Annotated in this window: 12 protein-coding genes; 8 read left to right on the forward strand and 4 right to left on the reverse strand. The window is 66.1% G+C overall.

Features of this window, described 5'->3' with window-relative positions; all coding sequences use genetic code 11:
• The first annotated feature begins 49 nt into the window (after window positions 1–49).
• From fgd to CCUG20998_RS03320, 4 genes are all read left to right on the forward strand, one after another.
• A complete protein-coding gene (gene fgd, locus CCUG20998_RS03305; protein WP_020731686.1) occupies window positions 50–1,060 on the forward strand; it encodes a glucose-6-phosphate dehydrogenase (coenzyme-F420) in 1,011 nt (336 codons plus the stop codon).
• 7 nt (window positions 1,061–1,067) lie between these two features.
• Window positions 1,068–3,152, forward strand: a complete 2,085-nt coding sequence (gene pta, locus CCUG20998_RS03310; RefSeq protein ID WP_036457206.1) for a phosphate acetyltransferase — start codon at window positions 1,068–1,070, stop codon at window positions 3,150–3,152.
• Window positions 3,142–4,308: an acetate kinase gene (locus CCUG20998_RS03315; RefSeq protein WP_012392661.1), complete on the forward strand. Its 1,167-nt coding sequence runs from the start codon at window positions 3,142–3,144 to the stop codon at window positions 4,306–4,308. The genes pta and CCUG20998_RS03315 overlap by 11 nt, the downstream gene beginning before the upstream one ends.
• A gap of 178 nt (window positions 4,309–4,486) precedes the next feature.
• Window positions 4,487–5,347: an endonuclease domain-containing protein gene (locus CCUG20998_RS03320; protein ID WP_103654004.1), complete on the forward strand. Its 861-nt coding sequence runs from the start codon at window positions 4,487–4,489 to the stop codon at window positions 5,345–5,347.
• Between the two features lie 124 nt (window positions 5,348–5,471).
• Here the strand turns inward: CCUG20998_RS03320 and CCUG20998_RS03325 are convergent, their stop codons facing one another.
• Genes CCUG20998_RS03325 through glnX form a run of 3 tightly spaced genes read right to left on the reverse strand, consistent with a single transcriptional unit; the run spans window position 5,472 to window position 10,080 of the window.
• Window positions 5,472–7,775: a serine/threonine-protein kinase PknG gene (locus CCUG20998_RS03325; protein ID WP_020731690.1), complete on the reverse strand. Its 2,304-nt coding sequence runs from the start codon at window positions 7,773–7,775 to the stop codon at window positions 5,472–5,474.
• Complete coding sequence (locus CCUG20998_RS03330; protein WP_011740718.1) at window positions 7,775–8,761, reverse strand: glutamate ABC transporter substrate-binding protein; 987 nt, start codon at window positions 8,759–8,761, stop codon at window positions 7,775–7,777. The genes CCUG20998_RS03325 and CCUG20998_RS03330 overlap by 1 nt, the downstream gene beginning before the upstream one ends.
• On the reverse strand, window positions 8,761–10,080 hold the full coding sequence (gene glnX, locus CCUG20998_RS03335) for a protein kinase G-activating protein GlnX (protein ID WP_020731691.1): 1,320 nt from the start codon (window positions 10,078–10,080) through the stop codon (window positions 8,761–8,763). The genes CCUG20998_RS03330 and glnX overlap by 1 nt, the downstream gene beginning before the upstream one ends.
• A gap of 151 nt (window positions 10,081–10,231) precedes the next feature.
• Here glnX and CCUG20998_RS03340 point away from each other — a divergent pair, with 151 nt between their 5' ends.
• On the forward strand, window positions 10,232–10,855 hold the full coding sequence (locus CCUG20998_RS03340) for an NUDIX hydrolase (protein ID WP_020731692.1): 624 nt from the start codon (window positions 10,232–10,234) through the stop codon (window positions 10,853–10,855).
• Here the strand turns inward: CCUG20998_RS03340 and thiE are convergent.
• Window positions 10,827–11,489 (reverse strand): thiamine phosphate synthase, encoded by a 663-nt coding sequence (gene thiE / locus CCUG20998_RS03345; RefSeq protein ID WP_020731693.1) that lies wholly within the window; start codon window positions 11,487–11,489, stop codon window positions 10,827–10,829. The two genes, CCUG20998_RS03340 and thiE, sit on opposite strands and share 29 nt — an antisense overlap.
• A gap of 161 nt (window positions 11,490–11,650) precedes the next feature.
• Between thiE and thiO the strand changes: the two genes are divergently transcribed.
• The 3 genes from thiO to thiG are packed head-to-tail and all read left to right on the forward strand — an operon-like array spanning window position 11,651 to window position 13,648.
• Window positions 11,651–12,670, forward strand: coding sequence for a glycine oxidase ThiO (gene thiO, locus CCUG20998_RS03350; protein ID WP_012392667.1), 1,020 nt, complete (start codon window positions 11,651–11,653; stop codon window positions 12,668–12,670).
• Window positions 12,667–12,864, forward strand: coding sequence for a sulfur carrier protein ThiS (gene thiS / locus CCUG20998_RS03355; RefSeq protein WP_020731694.1), 198 nt, complete (start codon window positions 12,667–12,669; stop codon window positions 12,862–12,864). The genes thiO and thiS overlap by 4 nt, the downstream gene beginning before the upstream one ends.
• Window positions 12,857–13,648: a thiazole synthase gene (gene thiG, locus CCUG20998_RS03360; protein WP_020731695.1), complete on the forward strand. Its 792-nt coding sequence runs from the start codon at window positions 12,857–12,859 to the stop codon at window positions 13,646–13,648. The genes thiS and thiG overlap by 8 nt, the downstream gene beginning before the upstream one ends.

Raw genomic sequence — 13,648 nt, forward strand, 5'->3', positions numbered from 1 at the left:
CGACCGAGGGCCTACTCCTAGGCCGAGGGCCTAGGAGTAGAAAGAACTAGTGGCTGAACTGAAACTCGGATACAAGGCATCGGCCGAACAATTTGCGCCGCGTGAGCTCGTCGAGCTTGCCGTGGCCGCCGAAGCGCACGGCATGGACAGCGCCACCGTCAGCGACCACTTTCAGCCGTGGCGTCACGAAGGTGGGCACGCCCCGTTCTCGCTGGCCTGGATGACCGCGGTGGGCGAGCGGACCAAACGGCTGCAGCTGGGGACCTCGGTGTTGACCCCCACCTTCCGCTACAACCCCGCCGTCATCGCCCAGGCGTTTGCCACCATGGGCTGTCTCTACCCGGACCGGATCTTTCTCGGAGTGGGTACCGGTGAGGCGCTGAACGAGGTTGCCACCGGCTACCAGGGTGTCTGGCCCGAATTCAAGGAGCGATTCGCCCGGCTACGCGAATCGGTGCGGTTGATGCGCGAACTGTGGCGTGGCGACCGCGTGGACTTCGACGGCGAGTACTACCGGCTCCGAGGGGCTTCGATCTACGACGTGCCGGAAGGGGGAGTGCCGGTCTACATCGCCGCGGGCGGTCCGGCGGTGGCCAAGTATGCGGGCCGTGCCGGCGACGGTTTTATCTGCACCTCCGGCAAGGGCGAGGAGCTCTACAGCGAGAAGCTGATGCCAGCGGTCCGCGAAGGCGCCGCGATCAACAACCGCAATATCGACGACATCGACAAGATGATCGAAATCAAGATCTCCTACGATCCCGATCCCGAGCTGGCCTTGAACAACACTCGGTTCTGGGCGCCGCTGTCGCTGAGCGCCGAGCAGAAGCGCAGCATCGGGGACCCGATCGAGATGGAGGCGGCCGCCGAAGCGCTGCCCATCGAGCAGATCGCCAAGCGTTGGATCGTGGCCTCGGACCCCGACGAAGCCGTCGAGAAGGTCGGCCAGTACGTGGCCTGGGGTCTGAACCATCTGGTGTTGCACGCGCCCGGCCACGACCAGCTCCGGTTCCTGGAACTGTTCGAGAAGGACCTGGCCCCCAGATTGCGGCGACTTGGCTGACCAACAGGTGTCGACCGGCTCGGGCGCCACCGGCATATACATCGCCGCCCCGGAACCGGAGAGCGGCAAGTCAACCATTGCCCTGGGTATCCTGCACAGATTGGCCGCCACCGTGGCCAAGGTCGGTGTGTTCCGGCCGATCACCCGCCGCGGCGAGCGGCGTGACTACATTCTCGAATTGCTGCTGGAGCAGACCACTGCCGGACTGTCCTACGAGCAATGCGTCGGCGTCACCTACCAACAGCTGCACGACGACCTCGAAGCCGCGATAGCGGACATCGTCGCCGCCTACCACGCGATGGCCGATGCGTGCGACGCGGTGGTGATCGTCGGCAGCGACTACACCGACGTCACCACGCCCACCGAGCTGTCGGTCAACGCGCGCATCGCGGTCAACCTCGGAGCCCCGGTGCTGCTGGCCGTGAGCGCAAAAGGCCGTGACGCGGATCAGGTCTCCGGAGTCGTCGCGGTGTGTCTGGCCGAGCTGGCCGCACAGCACGCCCACACCGCGGCCATAGTGGCCAACCGATGTGAGCCTGCGCAGTTGGCGGCCGTCGGTGATGCGTTGCGGGCCTTCGCCCCGCCCAGCTATGTGCTGCCCGAAGAACAGTTGTTGTCCGCGCCGACGGTGTCCGAGTTGGAGAAGTCCGTCAACGGAACACCGATCAGTGGCGATACCTCGCTGTGGGGCCGGGAGGTCACCAGCCTGCTGGTCGCCGGGATGACCGCCGATCATGTGCTGGAGCGGCTGCGCGACGGCATGGCCGTGATAACTCCCGGTGACCGCTCCGATGTGGTGCTCGCCGTGGCCAGTGCCCATGCGGCCGAGGGCTTTCCATCGCTTTCCTGCATCGTCCTCAACGGCGGGTTCGAGTTGCACCCGTCGATCGCCTCGCTGGTCGCCGGGCTGCGGCTGCGACTGCCCATCATCGGAACCGATCTGGGCACCTTTGACACCGCCAGCGCTGCCGCGACGGCTCGCGGCCGGGTCAAGGCGACGTCGCAGCGCAAGATCGACACCGCTCTGGGATTGATGGACCGCTACGTTGACATCGAGGATCTGTTGGCGAAGCTTGCGATCCCGATTCCGACGGTCACCACACCGCAGATGTTCATGTACCGCGTGCAGCAGCAGGCGCGTTCGGATCGCCAGCGCATCGTCTTGCCCGAAGGTGAAGACGACCGGATTCTCAAATCCGCTGGGCGGCTATTGCAGCGCAACGTTGCCGATTTGACCATTCTCGGTGACGAGGCCGAAATCCGTTTGCGTGCGGCTGAACTCGGAGTCAGCCTGGATAGCGCCACGGTGATCGACCCGCGTACCAGTAGCTTGTGCAACGAGTTCGCCGATCAGTATGCGCAGCTGCGTAAGGCCAAGGGGATCACCCACGAGCAGGCCCGCGAGATCATGAATGACGCAACCTATTTCGGTACCATGCTGGTATACAACGGCATGGCCGACGGCATGGTTTCCGGCGCCGCACATACCACGGCCCACACGGTTCGCCCCGCGCTGCAGATCATCAGAACCGTTCCGGGCGTGTCCACCGTCTCCAGCATTTTCTTGATGTGCCTGCCCGATCGGGTGCTGGCCTACGGTGACTGCGCGATCATCCCGAACCCGACCGTCGAGGAGCTGGCCGATATCGCTGTCTGTTCGGCGCGCACCGCCGCGCAGTTCGGCGTCGAGCCGCGAGTGGCCATGCTCTCCTACTCCACCGGCGCATCAGGATCCGGGGCGGACGTCGACAAGGTAAGAGCGGCAACCGAACTAGTGCGCGAAAGGGATCCGCAGCTAATGGTGGAAGGCCCCATACAGTACGACGCCGCGGTGGACCTGTCGGTCGCGGCTACCAAAATGCGCGATTCTGCGGTTGCCGGCCGGGCGACGGTGCTGATCTTCCCGGATCTCAACACCGGCAACAACACCTATAAGGCGGTGCAGCGCAGCGCCGGTGCGGTGGCGATCGGCCCGGTACTGCAGGGCCTGCGCAAGCCGGTCAACGACTTGTCCCGGGGTGCTCTGGTGGAGGACATTGTCAACACCGTCGCTATCACCGCAATTCAAGCTCAGGGTGTTCATGAGCGCTAGCCGTCCGAATCGTGTTGTGCTGGTCCTCAACTCTGGATCCTCATCCCTTAAGTTTCAGCTCGTCGAACCCGATTCCGGTATGTCACGGGCGACCGGAAACATCGAGCGCATCGGCGAAGAATCGTCATCGGTGCCCGACCACGACGCGGCCCTGCGCCGAGTGTTCGAGATCTTGGCCGAAGACGACATCGACCTTCAGTCCTGCGGCCTGGTCGCGGTGGGTCATCGGGTAGTGCACGGCGGCAAGGACTTTTACGAACCGACGTTGCTCAACGATGCGGTGATCGGCAAGCTCGATGAGCTATCGCCGCTGGCCCCGCTGCACAATCCGCCCGCGGTGTTGTGCATCAGGGTGGCGCGTGCGTTGCTGCCCGACGTCCCGCACATCGCGGTCTTCGACACCGCCTTCTTTCACCAGCTCCCGCCCGCGGCGGCCACCTACGCCATCGATCGCGAGTTGGCGGACGTCTGGAAAATTCGCCGCTATGGCTTCCACGGGACATCCCATGAGTACGTCAGCCAACAGGCCGCGGAATTCCTGGGCAAGCCTATTGGTGATCTGAATCAGATTGTGCTGCATCTGGGTAACGGCGCGTCGGCTTCAGCGGTTGCGGGAGGACGGCCGGTGGAGACGTCGATGGGTCTGACGCCGCTGGAGGGTTTGGTGATGGGCACCCGCAGTGGTGACTTGGACCCCGGGGTTATTGGATACCTTTGGCGCACCGCAAAGTTGGGTGTTGATGAGATCGAATCAATGCTCAACCACCGGTCCGGGATGTTGGGGTTGGCAGGCGAGCGGGACTTTCGCCGGCTGAGGGCAATGATCGACGACGGCGACCCGGCGGCTGAATTGGCTTACGACGTCTTCATTCACCGGCTGCGCAAGTACGTTGGCGCTTACCTGGCGGTGCTGGGCCACACCGACGTGGTGAGCTTTACCGCCGGGATCGGCGAGCACGACGCGGCGGTGCGCCGAGACACCCTGGCCGGGATGGCCGAACTAGGGATCAGCCTGGATGAGCGGCGCAACGCCTGCCCGTCCGGTGGCGCGCGCCGGATCTCCGCCGACGACTCGCCGGTCACCGTTTTGGTGATACCGACCAACGAAGAACTGGCCATTGCCCGGCATTGCTGCTCGGTGTTGGTCGCCGTATAGGAAGCCGAGCGCGGGAGAACTGTGAACGTGCGCCCAGGGCTTTGAGCGTGCCTGTCGGGCGGAATCTGCCCAGCCATGGCGCCGTCGGCGCACGCCCGAAGCCCACAGCGCACGCTCGATGCCGAACCTGTGCAAAGACGAAGACGCCGAACGCGGTTGGCGTGCGAGTCTTCGCGTCATGTGTGATTTGGAAGCTCCGTTTATCGGCAGTAAGGCACTGGCGTGTGGAGCGGTTACGCGCCATCAATTGCGGACCCGGTACCGGCCGGTCCTGCCGAACGTTTATCTGTCCGCCCGGGTGCACCCGTGCCTGCAGAGCAGGATTGCCGCCGCCTGGCTGTGGTCGCGCGGTTCGGCGACGGTCGGCGGTGCGGCGGCAGCGGCGTTGCACGGCGCGAAGTGGATTCCCGAGGACGTCCCGGTTGAGCTGATCTGCGCTCGCTCCCGCCCACCTCGTGGCGTGCTGACCCGCCGCGACGTGCTGATCGATGGCGAAACTCAGTTCCTGGGCGGGTACTCGGTCACCACGGCCGAGCGCACCGCTTTCGACATCGGCCGCCGCGGAGCCATGCGTTCGGCGGTGGCACGGCTGGACGCGCTGGCGCGCGCAACCGGGTTCACGGTGGCCGATGTGCTGCAGGTCGCCAGAAACCACCGCGGAACTCGTGGATTGCGGCAACTGGAGTCCGCGCTGGAATTGGTCGACCCGGGAGCACAGTCGCCGCGAGAGAGCTATCTGAGGCTGTTCCTGATCGACGCCGGACTCCCTCGCCCTCAGACTCAGCTGCCCGTGCTGGGCGTCAACGGTGTGCCCGTCGCGTATCTCGACATGGGGTGGGAGCGGTACATGGTGGCCGTCGAATACGACGGCGATCACCATCGCAGCGACCGCCAGCAGTACGTCAAAGACATTCGGCGCGGTGAAATGCTCGAGCGGATGGGGTGGATCGTCATACGGGTGGTGGCCGAGGACCGCCGCGTCGATATCCTGCGCCGGGTCAGCGCTGCCCTGGATGAGCGCAGATCGGCCGTGCCGTAGCGAGTTTGACTGCGCGTGTGCGGCTTCGAAGGTGCCGGCAGGGATACGGTTCCCGGATTTTTACGCCCGGATCGCACACCCGAGTCCACCGACACACACCCGATGCAAAGAGCGTGACCGCACCCTAGAACGTGCTGGTGGGCCGCACCTTGTTGGCCATGTCGACCAGGGTGTAGCGGTGCCGCTGGGTGGGGGCGACGCGGGCCAGGCTGCGCAGCGAGGCCTCCACGCCCAGCCGGAGCCCGTGATCGGTGAAGGGAAATCCAAGGATGTGGTTGGTGCTGGCCTCGTTGTTCTGCAACCAGTCCATCGCGCCGCCCAGCACCAGGGCGCGGATCTGCAGCACACGCGGTTCGGTAGGTGGCAGTGCCTCGACTCTGCGTGCGGCGTCGCGGATCTGTTCTTCGGTGATCTCGCCGTGCGACCGTCCCGAGAGCAGGGTCACCGCACTGGTCAACCGCGCCGTGGTGAAATGCCTCGAGCTAGGTGGGACTTCATCGAGGGTGCGTACCGCGCCGGCTCGTTCGCCTTGCGCGGAAAGGGTTCTGGCCAGTCCGAATGCCGCCGAGATGACGCCGTCGTTGGTGCTCCACACGGTCTGGTAGAAGTTGGTCCCGTCGGTGTAGCCGGCCAGTTCGGCGGTCGCGGCCAGCGCCAGTTTGGGCGCAAGTTCACCCGGGAAGGTGTCCAGAACTTCGGTGAAGTGTTTGATCGCGGCGTCATAGGCGCCAGTGAGTAACTCGGAGACGGCCCGATACCAGACCAGCCGCCAGCGCCAGCCCACCCGCTCGGACAGGTCGTCGAGTTTGCGGGTGGCCTTGGCGACGTCGCCGAGATCCAGCAGGGCACGAACCTCCATCAGCGGCAGTTCCACCGATTCGGAGAGGTCGGCGCCGTCGGAGTCCAGCGCGCCGTGTCGGGCGGCGCGCAGTGAGTCCAGGGTCTGGACGGGCTGGGAGAGCACCGTCGCCTGCAGGACGGAGGCCGCGACGTCGGTCCGATCGACCAGCGGTACCTGCAGTGCCGTCACGATCTCCTTGGCGGTCAGCTTCTCCGAATGCACCTGACCGTCCTGATATACGTCAGTGTGCGCGACCAGCAGGTCAACCCCAAACGTCGAGCGGCTGGGGCTGAACACTGTCGACAGGCCGGGGCGGGGGACCCCGGTGTCTTGGGCAACCACCTCGCGCAAGACACCCATCAGCTGCCCGGACATCTCCTCGGCGCTGGCGAACCGCCGCCGTGGGTCCGGGTCGATGGCGCGGCGCAGCAGGCGGCCGAACGAGTCGTAGCTGGCCAGCACCGGATCGTCGTCGGGCAATCCATCGAGGTAGCGGCCATTGCGGGTAGGCAGGTTCAAGGTGAGCGCGGCCAGCGTGCGCCCCACCGTGTAGATGTCAGTGGCCACGGTGGGGCCGGTCCGCACGATCTCGGGCGCCTGGAAGCCGGGAGTGCCATAGAGGTAACCGAAGGAGTTGATCCGCGACACCGCACCCAGGTCGATGAGCTTGAGCTGCTCTTCGGTGAGCATGATGTTCTCCGGCTTCAAGTCGTTGTAGACCAGGCCGAGAGCATGCAGGTAGGCCAATGCCGGAAGGATTTCCAGGAGATAGGCGATCGCCTCGGAGACCGGAAGCTTCTCGCCCTTGCGCCGCTTGAGCGACCGCCCGCCGACGTACTCCATGACGATGTAGCCGACCGGATCCCCGTGCTTGTCGGTGTGCTCGACGAAGTTGAAGATCTGCACGATCGACGGGTGGACCACCTCGGCGAGGAACTGTCGCTCCGCCATTGCGATGGCCTGGGCCTCGGCATCGCCCGAATGCACCAGGCCTTTGAGCACGACTGGCCGGTCGTTGACGTTGCGGTCCAGGGCCAGGTATATCCAGCCCATTCCGCCGTGCGCGATGCAGCCCTTGACCTCGTACTGGCCGGCAATGGTGTCACCGGGGCTGAGCTGGGGCAAGAAGGAATACGGGCTGCCGCAATACGGGCACCAGCCTTCCGATGCCCCCTTGGTCTCCGAGTCGCTGCGGCCGACCGGACGCCCGCAGTTCCAGCAGAACCGCTTGGCTTCCGGGACTACCGGATCGGTCATCAGCGCTTTGAGCGGATCGGTATCGGGCACCCTCGGGATCTCCACCAGGCCGCCGCCGAGTCGTCGGACCGGTAGCCGCGCTCGCGTCGCGGCCGCCAGCGGTCCCTGCGGCTGCATATCGAGGGTGCCCAGCGTGATGTCGTCTTCGTCGTCATCGTCGAAATTCGGCCGGAACAGTGCCTGGGTGCCGACCGGCCGGCTCCAGGCGGCCGCGCCGGTCTGCACGTCGGCCGGCTGCGTTCCGGGGCCCGCTTCCTGTTCGTCTTCGTCGGGCCGCGGATTCTCGGTTCCCGACGTGTCTTGCAGGCCCTTCTTGACCGCCTCGGCCATCAGTCCACGTACCTAGGCCGGGGCGGTGCGGGCGCCGGCCCGAGCACCGACAACCATTTGCGGTAGAGCGTGTTCCAGGTCCCGTCATTGCGGATGCGTTCGAGCGTGCCATTGACGAATCGGACGAGTCCGGTGTTGTCCAGATTGATCCCGATGCCGTAGGGCTGATTGGCCATGTTCGGCCCGACGATATGCAGGTAGGGGTCTTCTTCCACCAGCCCGGCCAGGATCGTGTCATCGGTACTGACGGCGTCGATCTCGCGTTGCTGCAGTGCCACCAGGCAGTCAGCCCAGTTCACCACCGACACGATGACCGGCGGCGGTGCGATCTCGCGGATGCGGCGCAACGACGTGGTGCCGCGGGCCACGCAGACTCGCTTGCCGGACAGGTCGGACACCTTGAAAATCGGCGAGTCGCGTGAGGTCAGAATCCGCTGGTTGGCGTCGAGGTAGACGGTGGAAAAGTTCACCAGCTTGCGCCGCTCGCAAGTGATCGTCATGGTCTTGACCACCACGTCGACCTGGGAGCTCTGCAGCGCGGTGATGCGTTCGGCCGCCGACAAGATCCGGTACTCGACATGGGTGGGGCCGCCGAAGATGTCGCGCGCCACTTCGCTGGCGATATCGACGTCGAAGCCGGTGATCTCGCCGGTGATCGGGTCGCGGAAACTGAACAGGTTGCTGCCGATGTCGAGTCCGACGATCAGCCGTCCCCGCGCGCGGATGTCGGCCACCGCGGCGTCGGCCTCGGCTTTGGTGGGAAACGGACGCAGGCTGGCGGTGGGATCGCAGTCCTGGCTGGAGCTGTCCGCTGGAAGCGGAGGCTCCGGCGGCATGACTTCCATGCCGACCGGGGTGGGCAGCGGCAGGGTGGGTGTCGACTCGACTTTCAGCGGCTCGGAGTGCCCACACCCGTCCAGCGTGATGACCAGGGCGAGCACTGCGAGCGCAGATGCCGCCCTCCGGAGTCCGGGCAGGCGCCTCATCAGCGATATTCTTTCAGCCTGGGCCACAGACCGAGGGCCACCGCGATCGCGGCGCTCAAACTCAGCACGACACCACCCATTTGGGCACCGGCCAATCCTCGGCGCGCGCTGCGGACATCGGTACGCAGGTGATTGCGGCTTTGATCCATCGCCCTGGTCAGCGCTTCGTCGAGCTTGTCGAAAGCCGGGGTGGAATCGTCCTCACTCTCGCCCAGTGCCACCTGGGTAGCGGCACGATAGTTGCCGACCGAGATGTAGGAGTTGATCCGGTCGTTGGCCTGTTGCCAGCGCACCAACAGCTGTTCGGCGCCCTGTAAGTCGGGCTTGTCGACCGCATCGGGGCGGGCCATGTACTCGTCGAGCTGGCGATGCATGTCCTCGATGCGCTGGTAGAAGGATTGCTTGCGGACCTCTTGATCACCGCGCCGGATCAGCGACAGCGTCTCATCGGCTCGTGCCTGCTGGGCGGTGATGGCCAAGTTGGTGACCGTCTTGAGGGACTCGGCCGCGGTGTCTTTAGCGATACGGCTCGCGGCCGTTGAGAGTGTCAGCGCAGTTCCTACCCACACCACCATGACGAGAATACCGAGCGCTCCGACCACAAGGCCGGGGTTGATTCGTCGCCTGGTCCGGCGGGCCAGCCAGCGGTGCGCGAACGCGCCGAACGCCACCGTGGTGGCAACGACGAGGATCACCGGAGCCGGGATCTGGGTGGACGCGGTGGTCTCGCTGTCCACTCGCGTCGATGTCGCCTCGTAGAGCTGTTGCGCGTCGGGCAGGATCGTCGACTGCATCAGTCCCGATGCCTCGGACAGATACGAGGACCCGACCGGGTTACCCGCTCGGTTGTTGGTGCGCGCGATCTCGACGAGCCCGGTATAGACGGACAACTCGGCGTTGATTCGGCCCAGCAGCTGCACCAGCGATTCATCGGTGAGGCCGCTGGACGCGCGGGTCACCGCCACCGACGCGTCGGTGATGGCCTGTTCGTAGCGGAGCCGGACGGCGCGGGGTTCGGCCTGTGCGATGAATGCGGTGGCCGCCGCGGCGTCAGCCACCGACAGCGTGGTGTAGAGCCGTCCGGCCGCGAACGAGAGCGGCTCGGTGTGGTCGAGCACGGTGGTCAGCACCTGCTGGCGGTGGTTGATGGTCGTCGAGGTGGCAAACGCGCTGGCAACGCCGAGCGCCGCCAACACGATGCCAATCGTCAGAATGCGCCCGGGCGTCGTCGAGACGAACCACCAGCGGGGATGGGCCGGCTCGGCCGGTGACCGCGATCCCAGCGGTTCGGTCGACGGGTGCGCCAACTCAACCGTCACGTCTGCTTGGACCTCGTCTTTCGGCCGTGTCAGGAAACCGTATAAGCGGATTCTAAGAGAATGTTCCGACAGATGCCGGTGGCGACGGACCAAATTTGGCCCCCAAATTCCCCGGAACTTCGTTGAACCTCCGCCTGCCTATCCTTGATCCGTGCGGGGCGACGGCGACGGTTGGGTCATCTCCGAGAGCGGTGTGCACTACTGGGGCCGATTTGGCTCGGCCGGGCTGCTGCTTCGGGCGCCGCGACCCGACGGCACCCCAGCCGTGTTGTTGCAGCATCGAGCGTTCTGGAGCCATCAAGGCGGCACCTGGGGCTTGCCGGGGGGCGCCCGCGATAGCCACGAGACTCCGGAACAGACGGCGCTGCGCGAAGCCCACGAAGAGGCGCGACTGTCGGCCGAGCGGCTGACCGTGCGGGCGGTGACGGTGACGGCCAGGCCCAGCGGCACCGCATGGACCTACACGACGGTGATCGCTGACACCCGGGAGTTGCTGCATGCGGTCCCCGATCGGGAGAGCGCGGAGCTGCGCTGGGTTGCCGAGGCCGAAGTGGTGGACTTTCCGTTGCATCCCGGATTTGCCGCCAGTTGGCAGGGGCTGCGCTGCGCCCCGGTGACCGTGCCGCTGGAGCAGGGCGATCAACGTCGTGAACTCCTGCCGCGCACTGTGGAGGTTGAGCCGGGCGTGTTCGTCTGGTGCATGCCCGGGGACGCCGATCAGGTGCCCTCGCAGCTGAGTCCGCGGGTCATATCGCTGCTAGAAGCTCTGACTTGAGCTTTGCCGCGGCCTCCCGCGGGTCGTCGGCCGCGGTAATCGCCCGCACCACCACGATCCGTCGGGCACCGGCGGCGAGAATCTCGGGCAGGCGCACCCCGTCGATGCCGCCGATGGCAAACCACGGTTTGGCGCCGGCGACGTCGGCGGCGAAACGGACCAAGCCCAGGCCCGGCGCCGTGCGGCCCGGCTTGGTCGGGGTGGGCCAGCAGGGCCCGACGCAGAAGTAGTCGACCGCCCCGATCGCCGCCGCGGAAACCTGGTCGCGGTCGTGAGTGGATTGGCCGATCAGCGTGGCCGGTCCGGTGATTGCGCGTGCCACGTCGACCGGAAGGTCGCGCTGACCCAGGTGCAGCACGTCGGCGCGCGCGGCGCGGGCGATATCGGCGCGGTCGTTGACCGCGAACATGGCTGCGTGTCGAGCGGCCGCGTCGGCCAGGATCTCGCAGGCGGTGAGCTCGTCACGCGCTTCGAGGGGGCCAAACCGCTGCTCACCGGCCGAACCTTTGTCGCGCAGCTGGATGATGTCGACGCCGCCGGCCAGGGCGGCGTCAGCGAAATCAGCCAGGTCACCGCGCTCACGGCGGGCATCGGTGCACAGATAAAGCCTTGCGGTAGCCAGTCGGGAGTGCACACCGAGACGTTAGCGCGCTAGCTTAGAACCGGAGCGCAACCCTGAAGAACACGGGAGTCCCGGGTAACCAGCGGGGCTGAGAGTGGGCACAGCCGGTGCACAACCGGGCCTGTCCTGACCGTCACACCTGATCCGGGTCATGCCGGCGAAGGGAGCAGTAAATGTCATCCCCATCCATGGGGTCGCTGGCTGTCATTGGTGGCGGCGTTATTGGCCTGTCGGTGGCACGGCGGGCAGCACAGGCCGGATGGGCGGTGCGGGTACATCGCCGTGCCGAACCGGGCGCCTCCTGGGCCGCCGGTGGAATGCTTGCCCCGCACAGCGAGGGTTGGCCCGGTGAAGAACGGTTGCTGCGGCTCGGGCTGGAGTCGCTGCGGCTGTGGCACGAGAGCGGCTTTCTGGACGGGCTGCCACCGCAGGTGGTTACCGCGCGGGAATCGCTGGTGGTGGCGGTGGACCGAGCCGACGTCGCTGACCTGCGCACCGTCGCGGATTGGTTGTCCGAGCAGGGGCACCCGGTGAGTTGGGAATCGGCCGCCCGCGATGTCGAACCCCTGCTGGCCCAGGGCATCCGGCACGGCTTCCGTGCCACGACCGAGCTGGCGGTGGACAATCGCGCCCTGCTCGACGCACTGGCCGTCGACTGTGAGCGACGTGGCGTCACCTGGGCGGGGCCGGTCGCCGATTTGTCCGATGCCACCGGTGACGCGGTGGTGATTGCCAATGGCATCGACGCTCCCGCCTTGTGGCCGGGCCTGCCGGTTCGTCCGGTGAAGGGTGAGGTGCTGCGGTTGCGTTGGAGAAAGGGTTGTATGCCTTTGCTGCAGCGGGTGGTACGCGCCCGCGTACACGGGCGCCAGGTGTATTTGGTGCCGCGCGCGGATGGGGTCGTAGTGGGGGCGACCCAGTATGAGCACGGACGTGACTTGGCCCCGGTGGTGTCGGGCGTGCGTGATCTGCTCGAGGATGCTTGTGCGGTAATGCCGGCACTCGGCGAGTACGAGTTGGCTGAGTGCACGGCCGGATTGCGTCCGATGACACCGGACAACCTGCCCATCGTGGGCCGTCTGGACGCACGCACGCTGGTGGCCGCGGGCCTAGGCCGATCGGGATTCCTGTTGGCACCGTGGACCGCTGAGCAGATCGTGTCCGAGCTTGTTCCGATTGGAGCGCACTCATGATCGTCGTTGTCAACGAGCGCCATGTCGAGGTCGAGGAGCAGACCACCGTGGCCGCGTTGTTGCAGTCGTTGGGTTTCCCCGATCGGGGCGTCGCGGTGGCATTGGACTTGGCGGTGCTGTCACGATCTGACTGGGCGACAGAGCTTTCCGAAGGTGATCGACTCGAGGTGGTAACGGCGGTGCAAGGTGGTTGAGTCCAAGCTGACGATCGCCGACCGCAGCTTTGCTTCGCGGCTCATCATGGGCACCGGGGGAGCGAGCAATCTGGCGGTGCTGCAAGAGGCGCTGGTGGCTTCGGGTACCGAACTCACCACCGTCGCGATCCGCCGGGTTGACGCCGAGGGCGGTACCGGACTGCTCGACCTGCTCAACCGGCTCGGGATCACGCCGTTACCCAACACCGCCGGGTGCCGCAGCGCGGCCGAGGCGGTGCTGACCGCGCAATTGGCTCGCGAGGCGCTCGACACCAATTGGGTAAAGCTCGAGGTGATCGCCGACGAACGCACCTTGTTGCCCGATGCGATTGAATTGGTCAGAGCGGCAGAACAGTTGGTCGACGACGGCTTCGTCGTGCTGCCCTACACCAATGACGACCCGGTGCTGGCCCGCCGCCTGGAAGACACCGGTTGCGCGGCAGTGATGCCGCTGGGATCGCCGATCGGGACCGGCCTGGGGATCACCAACCCGCACAACATCGAGATGATCGTTGCCAGCGCGGGTGTTCCCGTGGTTCTGGATGCGGGTATCGGCACCGCCAGTGATGCGGCGCTGGCGATGGAGTTGGGTTGTGACGCTGTGCTGTTGGCCACCGCGGTGACGCGGGCGGCGGACCCGGCGGCGATGGCCGCGGCGATGTCGGCCGCCGTCACCGCCGGCTACCTGGCGCGTCGTGCCGGCCGGATACCGAAGCGCTTCTGGGCCCAGGCGTCGAGCCCCACCCTGGCAACGCAGTCGCCCGGTGCGGAGTTGGGCAATTGA

The sequence above is a fragment of the Mycobacterium marinum genome (assembly GCF_003391395.1).
GTDB classification, from domain to species: Bacteria; Actinomycetota; Actinomycetes; order Mycobacteriales; family Mycobacteriaceae; genus Mycobacterium; species Mycobacterium marinum.

Coding starts and splice junctions, on each gene's coding strand:
- thiS (WP_020731694.1), top strand. CDS start 12,667: ATGATCGTCGTTGTCAACGAGCGCCATGTCGAGGTCGAGGAGCAGACC.
- CCUG20998_RS03325 (WP_020731690.1), bottom strand. CDS start 7,775: ATGGCCGAGGCGGTCAAGAAGGGCCTGCAAGACACGTCGGGAACCGAG.
- CCUG20998_RS03330 (WP_011740718.1), bottom strand. CDS start 8,761: ATGAGGCGCCTGCCCGGACTCCGGAGGGCGGCATCTGCGCTCGCAGTG.
- CCUG20998_RS03320 (WP_103654004.1), top strand. CDS start 4,487: ATGTGTGATTTGGAAGCTCCGTTTATCGGCAGTAAGGCACTGGCGTGT.
- CCUG20998_RS03315 (WP_012392661.1), top strand. CDS start 3,142: ATGAGCGCTAGCCGTCCGAATCGTGTTGTGCTGGTCCTCAACTCTGGA.
- thiO (WP_012392667.1), top strand. CDS start 11,651: ATGTCATCCCCATCCATGGGGTCGCTGGCTGTCATTGGTGGCGGCGTT.